This window comes from Aeromonas sp. CD, from assembly GCF_033349375.1.
GTDB classification, from domain to species: domain Bacteria; phylum Pseudomonadota; class Gammaproteobacteria; order Enterobacterales; family Aeromonadaceae; genus Aeromonas; species Aeromonas hydrophila.
Genome location: NZ_CP137631.1, coordinates 597,566 through 618,787, shown reverse-complemented (window position 1 = coordinate 618,787; position 21,222 = coordinate 597,566). Strand labels below are relative to the sequence as shown.

The 21,222-nt window shown below is 63.6% G+C and carries 21 protein-coding genes; 7 read left to right on the top strand and 14 right to left on the bottom strand.

Annotated elements, in window-relative coordinates; all coding sequences use genetic code 11:
• The first annotated feature begins 2 nt into the window (after positions 1–2).
• On the top strand, positions 3–671 hold the full coding sequence (yrfG, locus tag R2E40_RS02875; protein WP_318164720.1) for a GMP/IMP nucleotidase: 669 nt from the start codon (positions 3–5) through the stop codon (positions 669–671).
• An 84-nt stretch (positions 672–755) separates the two neighbouring features.
• Here yrfG and tyrS read toward each other — a convergent pair whose 3' ends face one another.
• Entirely contained in the window at positions 756–2,024 is a 1,269-nt protein-coding gene (gene tyrS / locus R2E40_RS02870; protein ID WP_318164719.1) for a tyrosine--tRNA ligase, read from the bottom strand.
• Between the two features lie 180 nt (positions 2,025–2,204).
• Between tyrS and R2E40_RS02865 the strand changes: the two genes are divergently transcribed.
• A complete protein-coding gene (locus R2E40_RS02865; protein ID WP_318164718.1) occupies positions 2,205–3,020 on the top strand; it encodes a helix-turn-helix transcriptional regulator in 816 nt (271 codons plus the stop codon).
• Between the two features lie 60 nt (positions 3,021–3,080).
• Here R2E40_RS02865 and exeN read toward each other — a convergent pair whose 3' ends face one another.
• The 13 genes from exeN to exeC all read right to left on the bottom strand — a co-directional run bounded on the left by exeN (position 3,081) and on the right by exeC (position 15,061).
• Positions 3,081–3,836 (bottom strand): GspN family type II secretion system protein ExeN, encoded by a 756-nt coding sequence (gene exeN, locus R2E40_RS02860; protein WP_017408951.1) that lies wholly within the window; start codon positions 3,834–3,836, stop codon positions 3,081–3,083.
• 61 nt (positions 3,837–3,897) lie between these two features.
• Complete coding sequence (gene exeM, locus R2E40_RS02855; protein WP_318164717.1) at positions 3,898–4,389, bottom strand: GspM family type II secretion system protein ExeM; 492 nt, start codon at positions 4,387–4,389, stop codon at positions 3,898–3,900.
• Positions 4,386–5,570 carry a GspL family type II secretion system protein ExeL gene (gene exeL / locus R2E40_RS02850; protein ID WP_318164716.1) on the bottom strand — a complete coding sequence of 395 codons (1,185 nt, stop codon included), beginning with the start codon at positions 5,568–5,570 and terminating at the stop codon, positions 4,386–4,388. Before exeL ends, exeM begins: the two co-directional genes overlap by 4 nt.
• Before the next feature lie 119 nt (positions 5,571–5,689).
• Positions 5,690–6,703 (bottom strand): GspK family T2SS minor pseudopilin variant ExeK, encoded by a 1,014-nt coding sequence (gene exeK, locus R2E40_RS02845; RefSeq protein ID WP_318164715.1) that lies wholly within the window; start codon positions 6,701–6,703, stop codon positions 5,690–5,692.
• A gap of 189 nt (positions 6,704–6,892) precedes the next feature.
• Positions 6,893–7,522: a GspJ family T2SS minor pseudopilin variant ExeJ gene (gene exeJ / locus R2E40_RS02830; RefSeq protein WP_318164714.1), complete on the bottom strand. Its 630-nt coding sequence runs from the start codon at positions 7,520–7,522 to the stop codon at positions 6,893–6,895.
• A 68-nt stretch (positions 7,523–7,590) separates the two neighbouring features.
• Positions 7,591–7,950 (bottom strand): GspI family T2SS minor pseudopilin variant ExeI, encoded by a 360-nt coding sequence (gene exeI / locus R2E40_RS02825; protein WP_005308487.1) that lies wholly within the window; start codon positions 7,948–7,950, stop codon positions 7,591–7,593.
• Positions 7,947–8,498, bottom strand: a complete 552-nt coding sequence (exeH, locus tag R2E40_RS02820; protein ID WP_318164713.1) for a GspH family T2SS minor pseudopilin variant ExeH — start codon at positions 8,496–8,498, stop codon at positions 7,947–7,949. Before exeH ends, exeI begins: the two co-directional genes overlap by 4 nt.
• A complete protein-coding gene (locus R2E40_RS02815) occupies positions 8,495–8,614 on the bottom strand; it encodes a type II secretion system protein (RefSeq protein ID WP_017785800.1) in 120 nt (39 codons plus the stop codon). The genes exeH and R2E40_RS02815 overlap by 4 nt, the downstream gene beginning before the upstream one ends.
• A 47-nt stretch (positions 8,615–8,661) precedes the next feature.
• Positions 8,662–9,093: a GspG family T2SS major pseudopilin variant ExeG gene (exeG, locus tag R2E40_RS02810; protein ID WP_005308483.1), complete on the bottom strand. Its 432-nt coding sequence runs from the start codon at positions 9,091–9,093 to the stop codon at positions 8,662–8,664.
• Between the two features lie 334 nt (positions 9,094–9,427).
• On the bottom strand, positions 9,428–10,648 hold the full coding sequence (exeF, locus tag R2E40_RS02805) for a GspF family T2SS innner membrane protein variant ExeF (RefSeq protein WP_011704542.1): 1,221 nt from the start codon (positions 10,646–10,648) through the stop codon (positions 9,428–9,430).
• A gap of 1 nt (position 10,649) precedes the next feature.
• On the bottom strand, positions 10,650–12,155 hold the full coding sequence (gene exeE, locus R2E40_RS02800) for a GspE family T2SS ATPase variant ExeE (protein WP_318164712.1): 1,506 nt from the start codon (positions 12,153–12,155) through the stop codon (positions 10,650–10,652).
• On the bottom strand, positions 12,155–14,191 hold the full coding sequence (gene exeD / locus R2E40_RS02795; RefSeq protein ID WP_016349335.1) for a GspD family T2SS secretin variant ExeD: 2,037 nt from the start codon (positions 14,189–14,191) through the stop codon (positions 12,155–12,157). Before exeD ends, exeE begins: the two co-directional genes overlap by 1 nt.
• Before the next feature lie 21 nt (positions 14,192–14,212).
• The gene (gene exeC, locus R2E40_RS02790; protein WP_272481873.1) at positions 14,213–15,061 is read right to left on the bottom strand and encodes a GspC family type II secretion system variant ExeC; all 849 of its coding nucleotides are present in this window, start codon (positions 15,059–15,061) and stop codon (positions 14,213–14,215) included.
• Positions 15,062–15,275: 214 nt separating this feature from the next.
• Here exeC and hslR point away from each other — a divergent pair, with 214 nt between their 5' ends.
• The 5 genes from hslR (at position 15,276) to R2E40_RS02765 (ending at position 21,119) form a co-directional block, all read left to right on the top strand.
• On the top strand, positions 15,276–15,674 hold the full coding sequence (gene hslR, locus R2E40_RS02785; RefSeq protein WP_016349333.1) for a ribosome-associated heat shock protein Hsp15: 399 nt from the start codon (positions 15,276–15,278) through the stop codon (positions 15,672–15,674).
• Positions 15,675–15,782: 108 nt separating this feature from the next.
• Positions 15,783–16,667 (top strand): Hsp33 family molecular chaperone HslO, encoded by an 885-nt coding sequence (hslO, locus tag R2E40_RS02780; protein ID WP_024943636.1) that lies wholly within the window; start codon positions 15,783–15,785, stop codon positions 16,665–16,667.
• Between the two features lie 149 nt (positions 16,668–16,816).
• Complete coding sequence (gene pckA, locus R2E40_RS02775; RefSeq protein WP_139390032.1) at positions 16,817–18,442, top strand: phosphoenolpyruvate carboxykinase (ATP); 1,626 nt, start codon at positions 16,817–16,819, stop codon at positions 18,440–18,442.
• 175 nt (positions 18,443–18,617) lie between these two features.
• On the top strand, positions 18,618–19,283 hold the full coding sequence (locus R2E40_RS02770; RefSeq protein ID WP_011704535.1) for a GntR family transcriptional regulator: 666 nt from the start codon (positions 18,618–18,620) through the stop codon (positions 19,281–19,283).
• A 33-nt stretch (positions 19,284–19,316) separates the two neighbouring features.
• On the top strand, positions 19,317–21,119 hold the full coding sequence (locus tag R2E40_RS02765; protein ID WP_024943637.1) for an aminopeptidase P family protein: 1,803 nt from the start codon (positions 19,317–19,319) through the stop codon (positions 21,117–21,119).
• Positions 21,120–21,222 lie beyond the last annotated feature (103 nt).

Sequence of the window (21,222 nt, the reverse complement as noted above, 5' to 3'; positions counted from 1 at the left end):
CCATGCCGACCCCACTGCCCTGGCACCAGATAGACACTGTCCTGCTCGATATGGATGGCACCCTGATCGATCTCCATTTTGACAACCACCTCTGGCAGCAGCTGGTACCCGAGCGCTATGCCGAGCGACTCGGCCTGCCGCTGGCCGAGGCCAGAGTGCAAATCGAGGCGCACTACCAGGCCGTCAGCGGCACCCTCGACTGGTACTGCGTGGATTACTGGAGCGAGACGCTGGGGCTCGACATCCGTGCCCTCAAGCAGGAGATCCTGGCCAAGATCCAGTGGCGGCCCCACGTCATCCCCTTCCTGGCAGCCCTGCGAGCCGCGGGCAAGCAGCTGGTGCTCTTCACCAATGCCCACCCCGCCAGCCTGTCGGTGAAGGATGCCCAGTTGGGGCTGGCCGGCCACCTCGATCTGATGGTGAGCACCCACGAGCTGGGCTGGTCGAAGGAGAGCCAGCACTGCTGGCAGGCACTAGCCGAGCGGCTGGAGTTCGACCCGGCCCGCACCCTGTTCGTGGATGACAGCGAGCGGATCCTGCGCGCCGCCGCCGATTACGGCATCGGCTATCAGCTCGCCATCCAGAATCCGGACAGCCGGCAGCCCGAGCAGCGCATCACCGCCTTCCCGGCTATCCGCGACTACGCCGAGTTGCTGCCGCTGGCCGTGTAAGCCGAGATGCAGGGGAGCAGAACTCACCGAACTAACGGATAAACAAAAGGGCTGCCCAGGCAGCCCTTGTCGATCCCGGGTCGCTCACCCCTGCCACGTCACCAGCCGGTACTGCTTCTTGCCCCGGCGCAGCAGCAGGTAGCGGCCGAACAGCCGGTCGGCCGCCGTCAGTGGCTCATCCCGGCGGATCTCGCCGTTGAGGCTGATGGCACCTGCCGCCAGCAGCTCGCGAGCGATGCGCTTCGAAGTCGCCAGACCGCTCTCCACCAGCAGGGTCACCAGATCTGTTTCTCCCTCGATACGCCAGCCCGGCATGCCATCCTGCGCCAGCTGGGCCAGATCGCTCTCGCCAAGGCGCGCCACCTCGCCACTGAACAACAGCTCGCTGATGCGCCGCGCTGCCGCCAGCGCCCCCTTGCCGTGCACCAGCTCGGTCAGCTCGTCGGCCAGCACCTGCTGCGCCAGCTTGCGCCCTTGCCGCTTCGCATCCTCCGCCTCCAGCGCCTCAATCTCGGTCAGCGCCATGAAGCTGTAGTAGCGCAGGAAGCGGTAGACATCCTCGTCCGCGGTGCCGAGCCAGAACTGGTAGAAGGCGTAGGGCGAGGTGAGCACCGGATCGAGCCAGATTGCGCCCCCTTCGGTCTTGCCGAACTTGGTGCCGTCCGCCTTGGTGATGAGCGGCAGCGTCATGCCATAGACCTGGGCCTGATGGAGGCGGCGGGTGAGATCCATGCCGCTGGTGATGTTGCCCCACTGGTCGTTGCCGCCGATTTGCAGGGTGCAGCCGAGCCGCTGGTTGAGCACCGCGAAGTCCTGGGATTGCAGCAAGGCGTAGGAGAACTCGGTGAAGGAGATACCCTGATCCGGGCGGGCCAGCCGCTGGCGTACCGATTCGCGGGCCAGCATGGCGTTGACCGAGAAGTGCTTGCCGATGTCGCGCAGAAAATCGAGGGCGGACATCTGCCCCATCCAGTCGGCGTTGTTGACCAGCAGCGGCGCCGCCAGCCCTTCGCTGGCCGGCAGCAGCGCTTTTATCTGGGCCGACAGGCTGGCCACCCAGCCCTGCACCGTCTCGGCGCTGTTGAGGTTGCGCTCGGTCGCCTTGAAGCTGGGATCGCCGATAAGGCCGGTGGCACCGCCCACCAGCGCCACCGGGGTGTGACCCGCCAGCTGGAAGCGGCGCAGCATCAGCAGCGGTACCAGATGGCCGATGTGCAGGCTGCCGGCGGTGGGGTCGAACCCGCAGTAGACGGTGCGCGGGGTGGCAAGATGGTCGGCCAGCGCCACCGGGTCGGAATTCAGGGCCACCAGGCCGCGTCGGGTCAGCTCATCAAGCAGGTGGGGGTTGATCATGGGTGCTCCAACAGCAGGGGGAAAAGCCCACATCCTCGCCGCTCCGGCGCGCGCCGAATATGTCCCCCAGGGGACAGTTTTGCCACTCTCGTGCTAGCATCCGGCTATCGAGTGACCATCGCACGACCATCGCGGGAAGCCTGCCCGCCACCCGGAAGCCATTGCCAGGAACCAGCGCCCATGATCCAGCCCCTCGCCACAGATACCCTGACCCGCAGCATGACCGAGGTGGTCGATGCCCTGCACGGCAGCGCCTTTCCGGCGGCGCTGGTGCGCCTGATCCAGCAGCAGGTGGCGTTCGACTGTGCCCTGCTGCTCGGGGTGGGGCAGCGCCCCGTCTACCTCTACGACAACCTGCACCATCAGCGGGCCCTGCTGTTCGATCGCTACCTCACCCGCCACTTCAGCCAGGATCCCTTTATGCAGGCGCTGGAGCAGGGTCTGGGGGCCGGGGTCTGGACCCTGGCGCAGGTATCGCAGGGGCGACTCGACCCCGAGTATCGCCACCACTTCTATCAGGCCACCGGCTGGCAGGAGGAGGTGGGGCTGATCCTGCCGGTGCGCGGCGGCCTCACCCTGATGCTGTTTCTGGGCCGGCTCGACAAGCGCAGCTCCCTCAGCCGTGACGAGCTGGCCCGGCTGGAGGAGCTGTTTCCGCTGGTCCATTCGCTGTGCCGCCAGCACTGGCGGGAGGAGGCCGCCCTGCTGGCCCAGAGCCCGGCGCTGCCAGGTGGTGCCGATCTCAAGGCGACGGTGGAGCGGGCCATCGCCAGCGTGGGGGGCGCAAGCCTCACCCGCCGCGAGCGTCAGGTGGCAGGATTGCTGTTGCAGGGGCTCGACACCGAGGCGATTGCCGCGGAGCTCGGCATCGGCAGCGGCACGGTGAAGAATCATCGCAAGCACCTCTACGCCAAGTTGCACCTGCGCTCGCGGGCCGAGCTGTTCAGCTTCTTCCTCAATCACCTCATCACCGCGCCGGCCGGCACCTCCCCATAACGACACCACCCCGCCGGGGCGGGGTGGTGTCAATGTTTGCCAGATCAGACAGCAAGGTCGTCAGATGCGGCCCTGGTAGCGCAGCGGGAAGCGCCCCTGACCATCGGGCTGGCCGAGGAAGGGCAGCCCCTGCTTCATCTGCTCCGGCAGTTCGGGCCCGGGTTTCAGGGTGCCCTGGAACAGGTACTGGCGATTGGCCTGCAGCTCCAGCTTGCCCTGCACCTGCACCGCCTCCGAGCCCTGCTTGAGCTCGGCCACCAGCCGGGAGTCGATGCAGGTCAACTTGATCTCGGGGTCCCCCAGCACCAGCTTGCCGGCCGGGGTATCGGCATCGGCCCCGTACCAGTAGAGGTTGCCGTAGAGGTTGTCGCACCAGGGGTTGCCCTGGGCAACCTGATCGAGCTTGAGCTGCAGCTGGCCGGCCACCGTCACCGGCACGGGCAGTTGCATCGGCACCCGCGCCAGCAGCCAGGGGGCCGGCACGTTGAGGGTAATGTCGCGGCCAAAGGCGGCGCCGCTCCAGCCCACCACCCCCTGCCCGTTGAGGCCGCTGCGCTCGCCAAAGCGCAGGGATACCTCAGGGGCAAAACGCAGCAGCGACCAGCCGTTGAGCTCCCAGCGCAGCTGGGTCAGCGACTCGCTGGCGTATTGCAGGCGGGCAACCTGGCCGCTCCAGAGGGTGCCGCTCACCCCTTCCAGCTGTACCAGGGGCGGCAGCGGCAGGTAGCGCACCACCAGAGACGCCGGCAGCTTGGCCAGCAGGAAAACCAGATAGGCCGCCAGAAACAGCACGGCAATCAGCACTCTTTGCTTCATAGAAAACGACTCGACTGCAAACGCCCGCTCAGGCATATAGCCCTGCTCGGGACGCGTTGTTTCATTGGGGACGACTCAGCTGCAAGCGGCGTACCTTGACCAGGCCGGGCGCCAGATTCTCGCGGGCCACCTCGATCACCTGCACCTGCACGCCATGGCGATCCGCCAGGGTCGCCAGCCAGATCAGCAGGTCATCGAACGCCACCGTGTCGATCCACACCTGCAGCTCCTGGCCCTGGGGCTGCAACCGGGCGATCTTGATCTTCTGGTTGAAGGCGGTGCGGTTGACCACCCCTTCCAGGGTGCCGCTGGTATCGAGCTGGCGGCCCTGGCCACCCTGCAGCGCCAACACCTCTTCACCCTTCTCTTTCAACCAGGCGAGGGTCTGCTGCTGGCTCATTACCTGCCGCTCGCGCTCGTCGATGCGATTGCCGATGGGCTGCCAGATGACCCAGTAGCAGAAGCCGATCAACAGTACGCTGCCGCCCACCGCCACCAGCCGCTGTTCGCGGGCGCTGATGCCGCGCCACCAGCCTTGTAGTTTGTCCATCATGATGATTTACCCTTCAGCACCAGTGCCCCTTCAACCTTGCCTTCGGTGCTGCGCACCTCCCCCTGCTGCACGTCGAAGCGCTTGCCGGCCAGCTCGCGAAAACGCTCGATCTCGGCAAAACCGGGGGCCGTCACCTGCAACCTGAGCTCGCCGCGAGCCGCGTCGAAACGCAGCACCTCGGGCTTGAGGCCGGGCACTTCGGCGAAGGTGGGCGCCAGCTCGGTCAGCACCATCAGCACCCCGTCCTGCGGCGTCTGCCCCAGTTGCTGGAGGTGCTGGGTCATCTGGCTGCGCACGTTGACGATGCGGCTCTCCCCCGGGAAGATCCGGGTGTAGACCTGCCGGATCTCCGCCTTGAGCGCCTTGTCCTGCTCCGCCAGCTGATAGAGCTGCACGCCGCGCTGGGCGAACGCCACCACCAGCAGCGCCCCGGCCACCACCGCCACCTTGCGCCACTGCTGCCAGTAGCGGGAGTATTCGGTCTGCGGCCGGTAGGGGCCCTGCAGCAGGTTGGCCTGACTGGCGAGCGCGTCCCGGGCCAGCAACAGCATGGGCAGCTCGGGATCGGCCGCCTGCCAGCTGGCCACCGCAATGGCCGGCGGCGGGGTATGGCTGTGAATGGTCACCGGTGCCGGCTCCGCCGCCAGCAACATGGCCAGCAGCGGCTCATCGGCGACGATGCCCTGACAGGGGCCCTGGCGGACCAGCCACTCCTTGCCCAGCTGCAGCGCCGACCAGCCCTCGCTCGCCAGCGGCAGCGCCAGCACGTCCGGCAGCAGTTGCCGACTCTTGAGACCGGCCTGCTCCAGCCAGCCGAGCCAGGTCTGCATCTTCTCCTTGTCGACCGCCATCAGGTCCACCTCGTGACCCTGATGACCCAGCACCACCAGGTGTAGCTCATCCACGTCGGAGGCGATTTGCTCCTCCAGCAGATAGGGCAAGGCGGCCGCACTCTGGCGGCTGTATTTGCCCGGCAGGCTCACCCGCCGGAAGATAAGATCGCTGCCGGGCACCAGCACCACCGCCGGGCGGCCACCGGCCCGCTCCTGCAGCTCGCCAAGGGCATGGGCCGAGGCCAGGGTACCGGAGGCGATCACCTCCTCTTCCCCACCCGACCACACCAGCCACTCGACCGGCTGCTGCGCATTGGTCCCCAGACGGATGACCAGACTCTCGCTCACTAATGTCTCTCCTGCCATGCTCGCTCGCATCCCTCGGGATGGGCGGGCGCGCAGCCATGGGCTGCAGTCCAATCGGGGGATGGCGCGGGCCGGCCAACGGCCGTTGCCCGCCTCCCTTGTTATTCGGCGCCGCCGTTCAGACGGCGCAGCATCACCAGCTTGTTGTCCTTGCCACGCACGAAGACGCTCTCCAGCCGGGCCCGGGTGTCACCCACCTCGGCAATCAGCCTGGCCTCGAAATAGCTGCTCTTGACGTCCAGCGCCGCATCCAGCCCCGGAATGGAGCTCACCTGCAGCGGCATCTGGTCCGTCATCTCCTTCTTGTTCTTCCAACCCTTCTGGGGGCGGCTGGTCAGCACCCGCTTGGCATCGTCCAGCCCCACCTTGTCCAGATAGAGCGCCACCAGCAGGGCCGACTGCTCCGGCCGGATGGTGTTGACGTTCACCACCAGCTTGTCGTTGGGCAGGGCGCACACATAAGGCGCCAGCCGGGCGTACAGTTTGGCGCTCACCCCGCGCACCGCCCGCAGCTCATCGGTGCCGAGCATCCACTGGTTGGCAGTCAGATAAGGGGGGGTGAGCCCTTCGTAATAGGCATCCTCGGCGCCGTAGCTCGACACCAGCACGGTATCCTTGTCGGTCCAGTCGCGGATGGCATCGGTCAGTTGCACCGCTTCATAATCTTCCACCTCGAGCTGCTTGAGCAGTGCCCGGAACACCTTGACCGGATAGGGCTGCTTCTCCAGATCGTCGCCGCTGATCCCGTCCTTCAACGGCACGCTCAGGCTGTTGAGGTTGAAGCAGGATTGCAGATCCCGCACCCGGCCGGTGAGCTTGCCGTCATCCACCGGGAAGACCGCATCCTGGCGCGCCCAGTTCTGCCCCAGGCTGACCACATTGGGGTCGTCCTTGAAATCCTGGGCCAGTACCTTGCTCACCAGCGCCTCCGCCGACATGGCATACCACCAGGCCTGCTTGCCGGCGGTGAGGTTGGCGGTACGGCGCAGCTCCAGCTGCAGGCGGCCGCTCATGTTGCTGGCGATGATCACCATCACCGACAGGATGAGCAGCACCACCAGCAGGGCCATGCCCCCCTGACGGCCGGGGCGGGAAAAACGACGATCAGCAGCCATTTTCAGCCCTCTGGCCACCAGCACCGATCAGGAACTGTCGACGTAAAATAGTGCCGTCATCCTCCGTGACGGACAGGGGAACATGACGATCAGTTACCATTCTCTGCCCTCTGACCACCGGCACCGGTCAGGAACTGGCGACGTCGAATAGTGCCGTCATCCTCCGTGACGGACAGGGGAAAATGACGATCAGTTACCATTCTCTGCCCTCTGACCACCGGCCCCGATCAGGAACTGGCGACGGATGGTGCCGTAGTCTTCCAGATCCAGCTCCACCGCCAGCCCGTAGGGCAGCACGTTGCGCTGGGTCCACTCCTCTTTCCAGGCACCCTTGTCGTAGAAGTAGAGCCGCAGCGCCGTCACCCGCTCCAGCATCGGCTGGATGCGCGGCTCGGTGCCGATCACCGGATCCGGGTAGAGGTAGCTCAGCCGCTCCAGCTTGTGATCCTTGAGGCGCCAGCCAACCCGCTGCAAGCCGGAGCGCGGCAGCATGCCGTCCGGGTTGAGCCAGCCGCCGCGCATGAAGGCCATGCCCCAGTCGTCGCTCTGCTGGCCGAAGCGGGAGGCCGCCAGCAGCACCTTGTTGTTCTCACCGTCGATGCGGCCGCTGCGCGGCACCATCTGGGTGACGTCCCGCTCCAGCACGGAGAAGGCCAGTTGCAGCTCGGAGAGACGCGCCTCCTTGCGCTTGGCCACCTCGTCGCTGGTGAGCACCCCTTGCAGCACCTGATAGGCGCCCAGGCTCAGGCCGGCGAAGATGGCGATGGCCACCAGCATCTCCAGCAGGGTAAACCCCGCCTGACGCTGGCTCCGGAGCATGGAGACTCGTTGGTGAATGTTCATCGGCTGATGCCGGCTCCGGATCATGGAGACACCTTGATGCAGGTTCATCGGCTGATATAGGTCCGGATCATGGCCACCGGGCTGTCAGCCTTGGGCGCGGTACGCACTTCCATGTCCAGCGCCTTGAAGTTGCTGTCGGCGGTAGCGACGCCGCGATAGCGCCAGTACCAGGTCTGGCCCGCCATCTGCTCGTCCCCTTCCACCCAGCTGTCACCGGGCCACTTGGCTTCGAGCTTCTGCTGTACCAGCTGGTTCTCCACCACCCAGGTTGCCAGGGTCTTCTGTTCCAGATAGTTGAGGCCGGAGAGGTGCTCGCTGGCGGTCTTCATCACCGCCAGCCCGGCAATGGCGAACACCGCCAGCGCCACCATGACTTCCAGCAGGGTCATGCCGCGGGCGTTCATTCCTCTTCCTCCTCGTCCTGCAGCAGACGCAGACGGCCGAACTCGTCCGCCTTGACCGTGCGCACATAGCGCAGATCGTCGTCCTGCTGGGTCAGGGTCAGCACGAAGGGGGTCAGCTCGCCACCGGGAAAGATGAACACCTGCGGCGTGCGCTCCTTCTCGTCGCGCCCCTTCTCGTACTTCTCGTCGGATTCGGTCCGCCAGCTGAAGCCCTCGAGCTCGATGGCCAGCCGCATGTTGTCGGGCAACTCGACCCGATCCAGCAGCTTGTCGCCGCTCATTACCTGCCACTTGCGATCTTTGGCCGCGCGCTGCATGAACTGCCAGCCGTTGTCCTCGACACGCAGGCCCACCAGCCGGCCATCCATCACCGAGTACTCCTGCGCCTGCTGCAGCACGGCCATGAAGCGGCGCGCCTGCTTGTCGAGCTCTCTATCCCCCTTGGCTCCGCCCATGCTGAGGGTCACGGCAGTGGCCACCAGTCCCATCAACATGGCCACCAGCAGCACTTCCAACAGGGTAAAACCGGCCTGGCGACTATGTTTCATGGCGCCAGCCTCAACTGCATGGCAGTGGCCTCGAGCCGACCCATCAACATGGCGACCAGCAACACTTCCAGCAGGGTAAAACCGGCCTGGCGACGGGCAGAAGAGGCCACCTTCATTCAGGCAGCCTCGAGATGACTCGGTGAGCGCGACGCGGCGGGATCACTTATTGGAAGTCCTTCAGGTTCCAGTTGCCGATGTCGTCATCGGTACCGGCTTCGCCATCCAGCCCCATGGAGAAGATGTCGATCTTGCCGAACTGGCCCGGGCTCAGCATCTGGTACGGGTTGCCCCAGGGGTCCTGCGGCAGGCGCTTGATATAGCCCCCTTCGCGGTAGCTGCGCGGCTCAGGTGCGGCGGTCGGCTTGTTGACCAGCGCGTCCAGCCCCTGCTCGGTGGTCGGGTAGCGGTTGTTGTCCAGCTTGTACATGTCGAGGGCGTTTTCCAGCGCCACTATGTCGGAGACCGCTTTCTGCTGGTCCGCCTTCTCCTTGTTGCCCATCAGATTGGGCACCACCAGGCTGGCCAGGATCCCCAGGATCACGATGACCACCATCACTTCCAGCAGGGTAAAACCCGATTGACGACGCTTTTGCATGACTTACTCCCTAACGAAATGAGATGGCATGAACCATCAACGATTAACTGTTAAACCACGATCGCTCGATTGGACTGGCAGGTTCGAATAGCGCAGCGTATCCGGACACCCGAACCTACAGATTCACCATGTTGTTGAGCCCGAGCGAGTTGACCGCGGGATCGACCGATGTCACCCGCACGCCAGCATCACAAATTCACCATATTGTTGAGCTCGAGCGAATTGACTGCAGGATCGACCGAAGTCACCTGCCCGCTAGCATCACAAATTCACCATATTGTTCAGCTCGAGCGAATTGACTGCAGGATCGACCGAGGTCACCTGCCCGCCAGCATCACAAATTCACCATATTGTTCAGCTCCAGGATCGGCTGCAGGATCGACATCACGATAAACAGCACCACCCCGGCCATGGAGACCACCAACATGGGTTCGAACACCCCGAGGGCGATGTTCACCTGGGTTTCGAACTCCCGATCCTGGTTGTCTGCCGCCCGCTCCAGCATGTTGTCGAGCTCGCCGCTCTGCTCGCCGGAGGCGATCATGTGCAGCATCATGGGCGGAAAAATCTTGGTTTCATCCAGCGACTTGCGCAGGCTGGTCCCCTCCCGCACCCGCTCGGTGGCCTCACCGATGCGCATGCGGGCAAAGTCGTTGGAGAGCACTTCGCCGGAGATCTTCATCCCCTCCAGCAGCGGCACGGCGCTGGCGTTGAGGATGCTCAGGGTGCGAGCAAAACGGGCGGTGTTGAGACCACGGCTGACCCGGCCGATCACCGGCAGGCGCAGGATCAGCTGGTGCCAGTGACGGCGACGCTTGTCGTCAGTCAGCCACCAGCGCCAGACAAAGCCACCCACCAGCAGCAACAACAGGAACCAGAGGCCGTAGTGCTGCATCAGCTCGCTGGTACCGATGAGGAAGCGGGTGGTGGCCGGCAGTTGCTGACCCATGTGCTCAAACTGGGCCACCACCTTGGGCACCACGGCGGTGAGCAGGATGGAGATGACGCCGATGGCGACGCAGGTCAGTACGATGGGATAGATCATCGCCTGCAGCAGCTTGGTGCGCATGTGCTGACGCTGCTCGGTGTAGTCGGCGAGGCGGTTGAGCACCTTCTCCAGATGACCGGACTTCTCGCCGGCCGCCACCATGGAGCGGAACAGCTGATCGAACACATGGGGGAAGGCCGCCAGCGAGTCGGCCAGCGAATAGCCCTCCACCACCTTGCTGCGCACCGTGGCCACCATACTGCGCAGGTGAGCCTTCTCGCACTGCTCGGCGACGGCCTTGAGCGCCTCTTCGATGGTAAGCCCGGCCCCCACCAGGGTGGCCAGCTGGCGGGTGATCATCGCCAGCTCGGCGGTGCTGGCACCACGGCGGAACAACACGAAGCGGTTCGCCTCGCGCTTGGCCTTCTCGGTGGTCTCGTTCACCTCGAGCGGGGTCAGCCCCTGCTCGCGCAACAGCTGGCGTACCTGGCGGGCAGAATCCCCCTCCAGCACGCCGCTCTTGTTGCGCCCCTTGCCGTCGAGGGCCTTGTATTCGAATGCTGCCATCTCAGTCTTCCCGGGTCACGCGCAGCACCTCTTCGAGGCTGGTCTGCCCCTTGAGTACCTTGTCGATGCCGTCGCGGCGGATGCTGGGGGTATGACCCCGGATCAGCCGCTCGATGGCCAGCTCGCCGCTGGCGCTGTGGATCGCCTCGCGCACCGCTTCGTCGATCACCACCAGCTCGTGGATGCCGGTCCGGCCGCGATAGCCGGTGTGGTTGCACTGCTCGCAGCCCACCGGCCGCCACACCTGCTGATCCGGCGCCAGCTCGATGCCCATGGCCAGACGCTCCTGCTCGGTGATGGGGCGCGGCGCGCGGCAATCGGGGCAGAGGGTGCGCACCAGCCGCTGGGCCAGTACCGCCAGCAGCGAGGAGGAGAGCAGGAAGGGCTCGATGCCCATGTCCCGCATCCGGGTGATGGCACCGATGGCGGTGTTGGTGTGCAGGGTCGACATCACCAGGTGACCGGTCAGCGACGCCTGCACCGCGATCTGGGCGGTCTCGAGGTCACGAATCTCCCCCACCATCACCACGTCCGGGTCTTGGCGCAGAATGGCGCGCAGGCCGCGGGCGAAGGTCATGTCCACCTTGCTGTTGACCTGGGTCTGGCCCACCCCTTCGAGGTCATATTCGATGGGGTCTTCGACGGTCAGGATGTTGCGATCCCGCGAGTTGATCTCGGAGAGGGCCGCGTAGAGGGTGGTCGACTTACCCGAACCGGTCGGGCCCGTCACCAAAATGATGCCGTGGGGCTTGCGAATGAGTTCGCTGATGATGTTGCGGTTGGCCAGCGTCATGCCGAGCTGCTTGAGTTCGAGCCGCACGTTGTTCTTGTCCAGCAGTCGCAGCACCACCCGCTCGCCGTAGCTGGACGGCATGGTGGAGACCCGCACGTCCACCGCCCGGCCGCCGATGCGCAATGAGATGCGGCCATCCTGCGGCACCCGCTTCTCGGCGATGTCCATCCGCGACATGACCTTGATGCGCGACACCAGCAAGGAGGCGAGCTTGCGATGGGGACGCAGGATCTCCCGCAGCACCCCATCGATACGGAAGCGGATCACCAGGGCCCGCTCGAAGGTCTCGATGTGGATGTCGGACGCCTCTTCTTTTATCGCCTCGCTCAACATGGCGTTGATGAGGCGGATGATGGGGGCATCGTCGTCGGCATCCAGCAGGTCTTCACTCTGGGGCAGCTCTTCGGCCAGCGCAAAGAAGTCCATCTCGTTGCCGAGATCCTCCATCAGCTGGCGTGCCTCGGAGGAGTCGCGCTGGTAGTGGGCCATCAGCAGCTCTTCGAAGGCCTCGCCGTCCATCTGCTCCACCGTGAAGGCGCAGCCCGCTACCCGCCGCACTTCCAGCAGGGTTTGCGGCGTCACTCCCTGGCGGCAGAGCAGCACCGGGGTCCCCTGCCGCTCGGTCAGGATCACCCCGAAGTTGCGGGCGAAGGCAAACGGCAGCTCGGGCAGGGCTGCCGGCATGTCGACGCCATCCAGCTGGTATGCCGCCATTACTTGTTACCCACGAATGGCTGCACCGAGTCGATTGTCGTCTGCTGGTGCTGCTTCATCTGTTCAATCTGCTTTTGTGCCTCGGGCGATGTTGTCACACCCTGGCTGTACTCGGGCAGCACCTGGCGCTTGGGCGAGGTGAGATACCCCTCCTGCGCCGCCGCCTCCTGCTGCTCGGAGCGGAACTCGGTGTACTTGTTGCTGGAAACACCTGTGTAGATGTTGGCATCCCGCAAAATGGTGGGCCGGATAAAGACCATCAGGTTGCGCTTGGAGGTGCTGTTATTGGTCGAACGGAACAGATAGCCCAGCACCGGGATATCGCCGAGCAGCGGCACCTTGGAGACGGTTTCGCTGGTTTTCTCATCCATCAAGCCACCCAGTACCACGGTCTCGCCGCTCTTCACCAGCACCGCATTCTTGATGGTGCGGGTATCGAAGGTCGGGCCAAGTGTTGCAGTTCCCTCGGCAGGTTTGTTCGCTACGCTGGAGACCTCCTGCTCGATATTGAGCAGCACGGAATCCCCCTCGTTGATCTGCGGCGTCACCACCAGCTTGGTGCCCACCGTCTTGCGCTCGATGGTGTTGAACACCTGATCGCTGGTGGTGGAGCTCTGGGAGCCGCTCTGTACCGGCACTTCCTGGCCGACGTTGAAGGAGGCTTCCTTGTTGTCCATGGTGACGATACTCGGGGTGGAGAGAATATCGCTCTTGGAGTTGGTCGACAGGGCCGTCACCAGCGCGGCCCAGTTGCCGTGATAGAAACCGGCCGCCATGCCGTTGAACTCTTTGGCCAGCGAGGCCAGGCCGGTGGTGGTCCCGTTATCCTTGTAATCCTTGGCGGCGATGGCCACCGAACCGATGGGCAAACCGGTATTGGTGAACTGGGTGCCGCCGCCATTGGTGTTGGCCCACTGCACCCCGAGGTTGAGGCCGTCGCCGTCGGCGATCTCGACGATGATCGCCTCTACCAGCACCTGGGCACGGCGGATGTCGAGCTTGGCGACCACCTGCTCCAGCTCCGCCATCACATCCGGCTGGGCGGTGATCACCAGGGCATTGGTGGTCTCGTCGGCGGAGATGGCCAGCTTGCCACCGCCGATGCTGGCACCGCCACCCCCTGTGGTGGTGGCCGCGCCGCCCTTCTTGTCCGCCTCGATGCTGGAGCTGACGCCCTTGAGCACCTCCACCAGATCCTTGGCCTTGCCGTACTTCAGATAGAAGACCCGGGTGTTGCCCTGGCTCTGCAGGTCACGGTCGAGCTGGTGCACCATCTGGATGATGCGGGCGCGCGCCTTGGGCTCGCCGCTCACCACCACCGAGTTGGTGCGCTCGTCGGCCACCACCTTGGGCGCCAGCAGCAGGGAGGTGTTGCCACCCTGGTTGTTGCCATCCTTGTTGAGGTTGGTCACCAGTCGCACCATCTCGCCGGCGGAGGCGTACTTGAGCTTGACGATGTCCACTTCCTGGTCGCCCGCCTTGTCGACCCGGCGCACCACTTCCACCAGCCGGTTGACCACGGCGGCGCGGCCGGTGATCAGCAGCACGTTGGAGGGGTCGTAATGGACCACGTTGCCGCCACCGGCGTTGTCGTTGAGCTGGCGCAGCAGCGGCGCCAGTTCGCGCACCGAGACGTTGCGCACCGGCACGACCCGGGTCACCATCTCGTCACCACTGCCGGGGTTGCTCTCGTCCACCACCGGGATGGCGGAGGTCTTGGCATCCTTGGAGCGCACCACCTTGAGCACGCCGTTGTCCATGGGGACCACGGCGAAGCCATAGACGTCGAGCACGCTCAGGAAGAACTGGTAGTACTGGTCTTCGTTGAGCAGGTCATAGCTGCGGACGTTGATCTTGCCGCGCACCGAAGGCTCGATGATGATGGTTTTGTTCAGGTTCTTGCCGACCGTGTTGATGAACTCTTCGATGTCGGCATTCTTGAAGCTGGCGGAATATTCGGTGGCCCAGGCAGAACCTGCCATCATCAGCGCCGCAGCCACGGTGGCCAGACGCCAGCCCTTCCCTTTATTTATCATTCTTGGTGCTACTCCAAATCATTATTCTGACAAGCCGACATAAACGTCGTAGAGCTGTCCTTGCCGCTCGACGGTGACGGTCATTTCCGTTGCGCCAGCCACCTGCTGCATCGCCTGCATGGCCTGAGCGTTATCCCGCAGATCCAGCCCATTGATGCTGACCGCCATGTCGTTGGCGACCAGCCCCAGTTGATTGAACAGTTCCGGATTGCTGCCCGGATTGAGGCGATAGCCGACCATGCGGCCATCGACCCGGACCGGGGAAATATTGAGGTAATCGGTGATCTTGCCGGGGTTGCCCATCAGCTCGTTGCGTACCGAGGAGAGCTTGCCGTCCTGGTTGCCCGGCTTGGGCAGCGGCTTGCCGTACTCTTCCCCGTCCAGCATCAGGGTCTCGTCGCGGCCGTCCCGCTCGATGATGACCCGATCCGGGAACACCTGGCGGATCTTGGCCTGGGTACCATCGATGAGATCACCGATGCCGTAGGAGTTCTGCAGCCCGTTGTGGGCGATGATGGCGATGGATTTGGCGGGATCCGAGCTCGCCAGCACGCCGTTGAGCTGGGCGTTGAGCTGGGTCTTGGGAGCATCGGCTGCGACAACATCGGCCGCCTGGGCCTGCTGTTTGGCCTTGCCGAACAGTGCCAGCCGGCTGACGCCGCTCAGGTCGAGCCGGTTTGCACCCTGGCTCTGATTGGCGACCACCGACGGTTGCCAGGATTGACTGACGGGCCGGCTGCCGAGATCCAGCAGACGCCAGGTGAGACCGGCACACTGGTGGGCCAGCAACAGCAGCAGAAGCCAGAACAGAGGCTGGCTGAATCGGGAGAGTGGCACGGTTTTACAACGGGCCAGAAGGGAGCTCAACAAGTCATCCCTGAACGGTAGCGTCATGTTTATCAATATTTTCTGGCATCCAAATCGGTTGGCTATTGTGTACGGCAATGGACCCAGAGACAACCGACCGGATGGGATGAAGCTGCGAAAATTGACATTCCGTCACACCATCAGCCCCCCTGTTTCTATCCCGGGGCCCGCCTCTGGTATAATCAGGCACCCCTTTCAGCCATTCCGGAGTCGATTCATGCCGAACCCCGCAGAAACCCCAGCCCTGGTCCGTCTCGACAAGTGGTTGTGGGCGGCACGTTTTTACAAGACCCGCAGCCTGGCCCGCGACCAGATTGAAGGGGGCAAGGTGCATTACAACGGCCAGCGCAGCAAACCGGGCAAGCATGTCGAGGTCGGCGCCCTCATTCGCTGCTGGCAGGGCCAGGACGAACGGGAAGTGCGGGTGCTCGAGGTGAGCGAGCAGCGCAAGTCCGCCCCGCTGGCCCAGCAGCTCTATGAAGAGACCGAGGCCAGCCTGAAAAAGCGGGCCGAAAACAGCGAGGCACGTCGCTTCAACAGCCAGTTTGCGCCAAGCCCCGAGCGTCGCCCCGACAAGCAGGAGCGGCGCCAGCTGATCAAGGTCAAGCAATATTGACCCGCCAAGATGGCCCTTTTATGACGACAGCTGCCGGAATAAGTTCCTAACCAGCTGTTTATTAATGTTTTTATCTATTTACCCCACCGAAGAACCCAGGAATGCATGATGAGTAACCAAGATCTCCTGTATCGCTATCTGTTCGAAGAGTACGAAGTCCGGGGCGAGCTGGTCCAGCTGGACCACACCTACCGCCACGTGGTTGAGGCCCAGAACTACCCGGTACAGGTGCAAAAACTGCTGGGTGAACTGCTGGTCGCCACCAGCCTGCTGACCGCCACCCTCAAGTTCGAAGGCTCCATCACGGTGCAGCTGCAGGGCAACGGCCCGGTACGGCTGGCCGTCATCAACGGCGACAACAACCAGCAGCTGCGTGGTGTGGCCCGCTATGAAGGGGAACTGCCGAGCGACGACAAGCTGCAGAGCCTGATCGGAGAAGGCCAGCTGGTCATCACCATCACCCCGGAGCAGGGTGAACGCTATCAGGGCATCATAGCGCTGGACGCCGACACCCTGGCCGGCTGCCTGGAGCACTACTTCGCCCAGTCCGAACAGCTGGCGACCAAGCTGTGGATCCGCACCGGCTACCACCAGGGTGAGCCGCGCGCCGCCGGCATCCTGCTGCAGGAGCTGCCTGCCCAGAGCGAGGATCACAGCGACGATTTCGAGCACCTGACCCAACTCACCAGCACCATCAAGGATGAAGAGCTGTTCGGTCTGGAAGCGGAAGAGATCCTCTACCGCCTCTACCACCAGGACAAGGTGCGGGTGTTCGATCCGCAGGCGGTCGAGTTCCGCTGCACCTGCTCCCGCGCCCGTTGCGAAGGGGCTCTGCTGCAGATAGAGAAAGAAGAGGTCATGGAGATGGTGCAGGAGCTCGGCAAGATCGACATGCACTGTGATTATTGCGGCGCCCAGTACCAATTTGATGGGATCGACGTCGAAACCCTGTTCAGCAGGGCTCCCGGTAATGATGCAAACAAGTTACACTAATTGAAGGCGGGCAAAACCCGCCTTTAACTTAAATAACAAAAAAATACCCTATTTTATAAAGTTTGATGGCGATCGCTAAACTCTACCACCTAAGTGATAGGATGAACGCCAGATAGAACCCTACCAACCTCTGAACCCAGGAGAATACAATGACAATCGTGGCAGAACCCACCCTGGCCAAGCAATTAGGACTGGACCAGTACGGTATCAAGAACTCCACTGAAATCCTGCGCAACCCTTCCTACGACCAGCTGTTCGCGGAAGAGACACGTGCCGACCTGGAAGGGTTCGAGCGCGGCGTGGTGACCGAACTGGGCGCCGTCAATGTCAATACCGGCATCTTCACCGGCCGCTCCCCCAAAGATAAATATATCGTCAAAGATGCCACTACCCAGAATACTGTGTGGTGGTCTGACCAGGGTAAAAACGATAACAAAGCCATCAGCCCGGAAGTGTGGTCACATCTGAAATCCCTGGTGACCAAACAGCTCTCCGGCAAGCGCCTGTTCGTGGTCGACGGCTTCTGCGGTGCCAACCCGGACACCCGCCTGGCCGTGCGCATCATCACCGAGGTGGCCTGGCAGGCTCACTTCGTGAAAAACATGTTCATCCGCCCGAGCGATGAAGAGCTGAAAACCTTCAAACCGGACTTCGTGGTGATGAACGGTGCCAAGTGCACCAACCCGAACTGGAAGGAGCAGGGTCTCAACTCCGAGAACTTCGTCGCCTTCAACCTGACCGAGAAGATCCAGCTCATCGGCGGCACCTGGTACGGTGGCGAGATGAAGAAGGGGATGTTCTCCATGATGAACTACTTCCTGCCCCTGCGCGGCATCGCCTCCATGCACTGCTCCGCCAACGTGGGTCAGGACGGTGACGTAGCCATCTTCTTCGGCCTCTCCGGTACCGGCAAGACCACCCTCTCCACCGATCCCAAGCGTCAGCTGATCGGCGATGACGAGCACGGCTGGGACGACGACGGCGTGTTCAACTTCGAAGGGGGCTGCTACGCCAAGACCATCAAGCTCTCCAAGGAGGCCGAGCCGGACATCTACAACGCCATCCGTCGCGATGCGCTGCTGGAGAACGTGACCGTGGCGGCCGACGGCACCATCGACTTCGACGATGGCTCCAAAACCGAGAACACCCGGGTCTCCTACCCCATCTATCACATCGAGAACATCGTCAAACCGGTCTCCAAGGCGGGTCACGCCAACAAGGTGATCTTCCTGACTGCCGACGCCTTCGGCGTGCTGCCCCCGGTCTCCAAGCTGACCAAGGAGCAGACCAAGTACCACTTCCTGTCTGGCTTCACCGCCAAACTGGCCGGTACCGAGCGTGGCATCACTGAGCCGACCCCGACCTTCTCCTCCTGCTTCGGCGCAGCCTTCCTCTCCCTGCACCCGACCAAGTACGGTCAGGAGCTGGTGAAACGGATGGAAGCCGCCGGCGCGGAAGCCTACCTGGTCAACACCGGCTGGAACGGCACCGGCAAGCGCATCTCCATCAAGGACACCCGCGCCATCATCGACGCCATTCTGGATGGCTCCATCGAGAAGGCCGAGACCAAGGTGCTGCCGATCTTCAATCTGGAAGTGCCGACCGCCCTGCACGACGTGAACCCGGCGATCCTCGACCCGCGCGACACTTACGCCAACAAGGCCGAGTGGGATGCCAAGGCACAGGATCTGGCCCAGCGCTTTATCAAGAACTTCGAGCGCTTCACCGACAATGAAGAGGGCAAGCGTCTGGTAGCGGCAGGTCCGCAGCTGTAACAGCAACCCCTTTCATAGCCAATCTCATACCGGTCAGCCCAGCTGGCCGGTATTTTTTTGAGCAGAGCGCGGCGTTTGACTCCCGCCAAACCTTGCCTTGTGGGCCCTTGCGCGTTAGATTCAGCCCAACTTTATACAATATACAATTTTGTAACGATTCCTCTGTGACCCGACCATGACCCCACCCTACAAGACCCGTACCCAAATGGTGATGGAAAACCTCCGTGGCCGGATCCTGCGCGGTGAGTTTCCCGCCGGCGCCCCCCTGCGCCAGGACGCCATCGCCAAGGAGCTGGCGGTGAGCCGCATTCCGGTGCGCGAAGCCCTGATGCAGCTGGAAGCGCAGGGGCTGGTGAAGTTCGAGGCCCACCGTGGCGCCGTGGTCACCATGCTGGATGCAGCGGCCATCGAGGAGCTCTTTTATTTGCGAGCCCTTCTGGAAGCCGATACCCTGTTCCACGCCGTCGACCTGATGACGGAGGAGACCTTCGCCAGGGCGCAGGCGATCCTCGCCCAGTTCGACCAGGCCCTCGAGTCGGGCACCCAGATCGAACGCTGGGCCGAACTGAACCACAGTTTTCACGCCACCCTCTATCAGGCCGCTGGCCGCCCCCAGGCACTGGAGCTGATCGCCCAGATCAATCTGAGCTGTGACCGCTATGTGCGCTTCGAGCTGCTGTTCGCCAGCGATGGCGTCGACAAGGCAGAGCGCGAGCACGCCCAACTGCTGGAGCTGTGCCGCGCCCGCCGCAAACACGAGGCTGTGGTACTGCTCAAGCAACATATCGAGGCGGCTGGCCAGTCCATCAAGCGGATCCTGGATAGCGGCCACAACCACTGAACACTCACATCACAACAATCTGGCATTAACGACATGAATCATTTCGAGATTATTGAAACCCGCGTCGCCCAGGTCAGGGCCGAACTGGCCATGATGGAGCTAGACGCCTTCATCGTCCCCCACGACGACGAGCACCTGGGGGAGTACATTCCCGCCTACGCCGAGCGACTGGACTGGATCACGGGTTTCAACGGCTCCGCCGGCCTCGCCATCATCCTGGCGCAGCGGGCGGCCCTGTTCATCGACGGTCGTTACACGGTGCAGGCTCGCATGCAGGCACCGGCCGAGCTCTTCGAGTTTCTCCATCTGGTGGAAGATCCCCATGTGCAGTGGCTGGCGGATCAGCTGCCGTCCGGCTCCAGGGTCGGCTTCGACGCCCGCCTGCACAGCCTGGCCTGGTATCACAATGCCAAGGCGGTGCTGACCGAGCGCGGCATCGAGCTGGTGCGCGTGGAGCAGAACCCCATCGATCTGCACTGGAGCGATCGCCCCGCCCCCACCAAGAACCCGGCCATCCTCTACAGCGAAGCGCTGGCTGGCCAGTCCAGCCAGGCCAAGCGCGAGATGCTGGCCAGCGATCTGCGCAAGCGCGGGCTGGATGCGGTGCTGCTGACCCAGGCCGAGCCCATCAACTGGCTGCTCAACCTGCGTGGTCGCGACGTGGAGCGGCTGCCGGTGGTACTTGGCTTTGCAGTGCTCTACGCCAACGCCACCATGGATTTCTTCGTCGACACCGACAAGATCGACTGCTTCGCCTTCAGCCAGCACGTGGGGCAGGATGTCTCCGTCTACCCCATCGACAAGCTGGGTGACGTGCTGCAGCGCATCGGCGAGGATCAGCAGAAGGTACTGGCCGATCCCAACACTGCCAACGCCTGGACCCAGCTGGTCATGGAAGAGGCGGGCGCCATCCTGGTAGCCGGTCAGGACCCGACCATGCTGCCAAAAGCGTGCAAGAACGAGGTTGAGCTGGCCGGCATGCGTGCCGCCCATCTGCGCGACGGCGTCGCCGTCACCCGCTTCCTGGCCTGGCTGGATCGGCTGATCGCCAGCGGCGAGTTCGACGGGGTGGATGAAGGCACCCTGGCCGACCAGCTGGAAGCCTTCCGCCGCGAGCAGGAGCACTATGTGGAGCCGAGCTTCGACACCATCTCGGCGCTCGGCCCCAACGCCGCCATGTGCCACTACCGCCACACCAACGGCACCCCGCGCACCTTTGGCCAGGACAGCATCTATCTGGTGGACTCCGGCGCCCAGTATCTGGACGGCACCACCGACATCACCCGCACCATCAAGGTGGGTGAGCTGACCGACGAACACAAGGCGATGTTCACCCGGGTACTGCAGGGTCACATCGCGCTGGATCAGGCCCGCTTCCCGCGCGGCACCGCCGGTATCCAGCTCGACGTGCTGGCCCGCCAGCCGCTGTGGCAGGCCGGTTACAACTACGACCACGGTACCGGCCACGGCGTCGGTCACTTCCTCAGCGTGCACGAAGGTCCGCAGCGCATCGCCCCCAAGGGCAGCCTGGTGGCCCTGCAGCCGGGCATGGTGCTCTCCAACGAACCCGGCTACTACCGGGAAGATGCCTTCGGCATCCGTTGCGAGAACCTGGTGGTGGTCACCGAGCAGGAGCAGATCGGCGAGCTGCCGATGCTGGGCTTCGAGCGGCTGACCTATGTACCGTTCGATACCCGCCTCATCGATCGCAGCCTGCTGAGCCCGGCCGAGTTCCGCTGGATCAACGAGTATCACGCCGAGGTCTACCGCCGCCTGAGCCCGCTGCTGGAGGGCGAGGATCTCGCCTGGCTGGAGCAGGCAACCAGCCTCATCTAAGCGCAGACAACGCTGCTTGTCTGATGAAACAGGGCCCGCGGGCCCTGTTTTTTTGCCTGCCGGTTTGACCTGTATCAAGACCCCGTCGCCCCAGGTCCGGACA

Bases quoted from the DNA above. Each gene is read 5' to 3' on its own strand.
- yrfG (WP_318164720.1), top strand. From the start codon at position 3: ATGCCGACCCCACTGCCCTGGCACCAGATAGACACTGTCCTGCTCGAT.
- tyrS (WP_318164719.1), bottom strand. From the start codon at position 2,024: ATGATCAACCCCCACCTGCTTGATGAGCTGACCCGACGCGGCCTGGTG.
- R2E40_RS02865 (WP_318164718.1), top strand. From the start codon at position 2,205: ATGATCCAGCCCCTCGCCACAGATACCCTGACCCGCAGCATGACCGAG.
- exeN (WP_017408951.1), bottom strand. From the start codon at position 3,836: ATGAAGCAAAGAGTGCTGATTGCCGTGCTGTTTCTGGCGGCCTATCTG.
- exeM (WP_318164717.1), bottom strand. From the start codon at position 4,389: ATGATGGACAAACTACAAGGCTGGTGGCGCGGCATCAGCGCCCGCGAA.
- exeK (WP_318164715.1), bottom strand. From the start codon at position 6,703: ATGGCTGCTGATCGTCGTTTTTCCCGCCCCGGCCGTCAGGGGGGCATG.
- exeJ (WP_318164714.1), bottom strand. From the start codon at position 7,522: ATGCTCCGGAGCCAGCGTCAGGCGGGGTTTACCCTGCTGGAGATGCTG.
- exeI (WP_005308487.1), bottom strand. From the start codon at position 7,950: ATGAACGCCCGCGGCATGACCCTGCTGGAAGTCATGGTGGCGCTGGCG.
- exeH (WP_318164713.1), bottom strand. From the start codon at position 8,498: ATGAAACATAGTCGCCAGGCCGGTTTTACCCTGTTGGAAGTGCTGCTG.
- R2E40_RS02815 (WP_017785800.1), bottom strand. From the start codon at position 8,614: ATGAAGGTGGCCTCTTCTGCCCGTCGCCAGGCCGGTTTTACCCTGCTG.
- exeG (WP_005308483.1), bottom strand. From the start codon at position 9,093: ATGCAAAAGCGTCGTCAATCGGGTTTTACCCTGCTGGAAGTGATGGTG.
- exeF (WP_011704542.1), bottom strand. From the start codon at position 10,648: ATGGCAGCATTCGAATACAAGGCCCTCGACGGCAAGGGGCGCAACAAG.
- exeE (WP_318164712.1), bottom strand. From the start codon at position 12,155: ATGGCGGCATACCAGCTGGATGGCGTCGACATGCCGGCAGCCCTGCCC.
- exeD (WP_016349335.1), bottom strand. From the start codon at position 14,191: ATGATAAATAAAGGGAAGGGCTGGCGTCTGGCCACCGTGGCTGCGGCG.
- hslR (WP_016349333.1), top strand. From the start codon at position 15,276: ATGCCGAACCCCGCAGAAACCCCAGCCCTGGTCCGTCTCGACAAGTGG.
- hslO (WP_024943636.1), top strand. From the start codon at position 15,783: ATGAGTAACCAAGATCTCCTGTATCGCTATCTGTTCGAAGAGTACGAA.
- pckA (WP_139390032.1), top strand. From the start codon at position 16,817: ATGACAATCGTGGCAGAACCCACCCTGGCCAAGCAATTAGGACTGGAC.
- R2E40_RS02770 (WP_011704535.1), top strand. From the start codon at position 18,618: ATGACCCCACCCTACAAGACCCGTACCCAAATGGTGATGGAAAACCTC.
- R2E40_RS02765 (WP_024943637.1), top strand. From the start codon at position 19,317: ATGAATCATTTCGAGATTATTGAAACCCGCGTCGCCCAGGTCAGGGCC.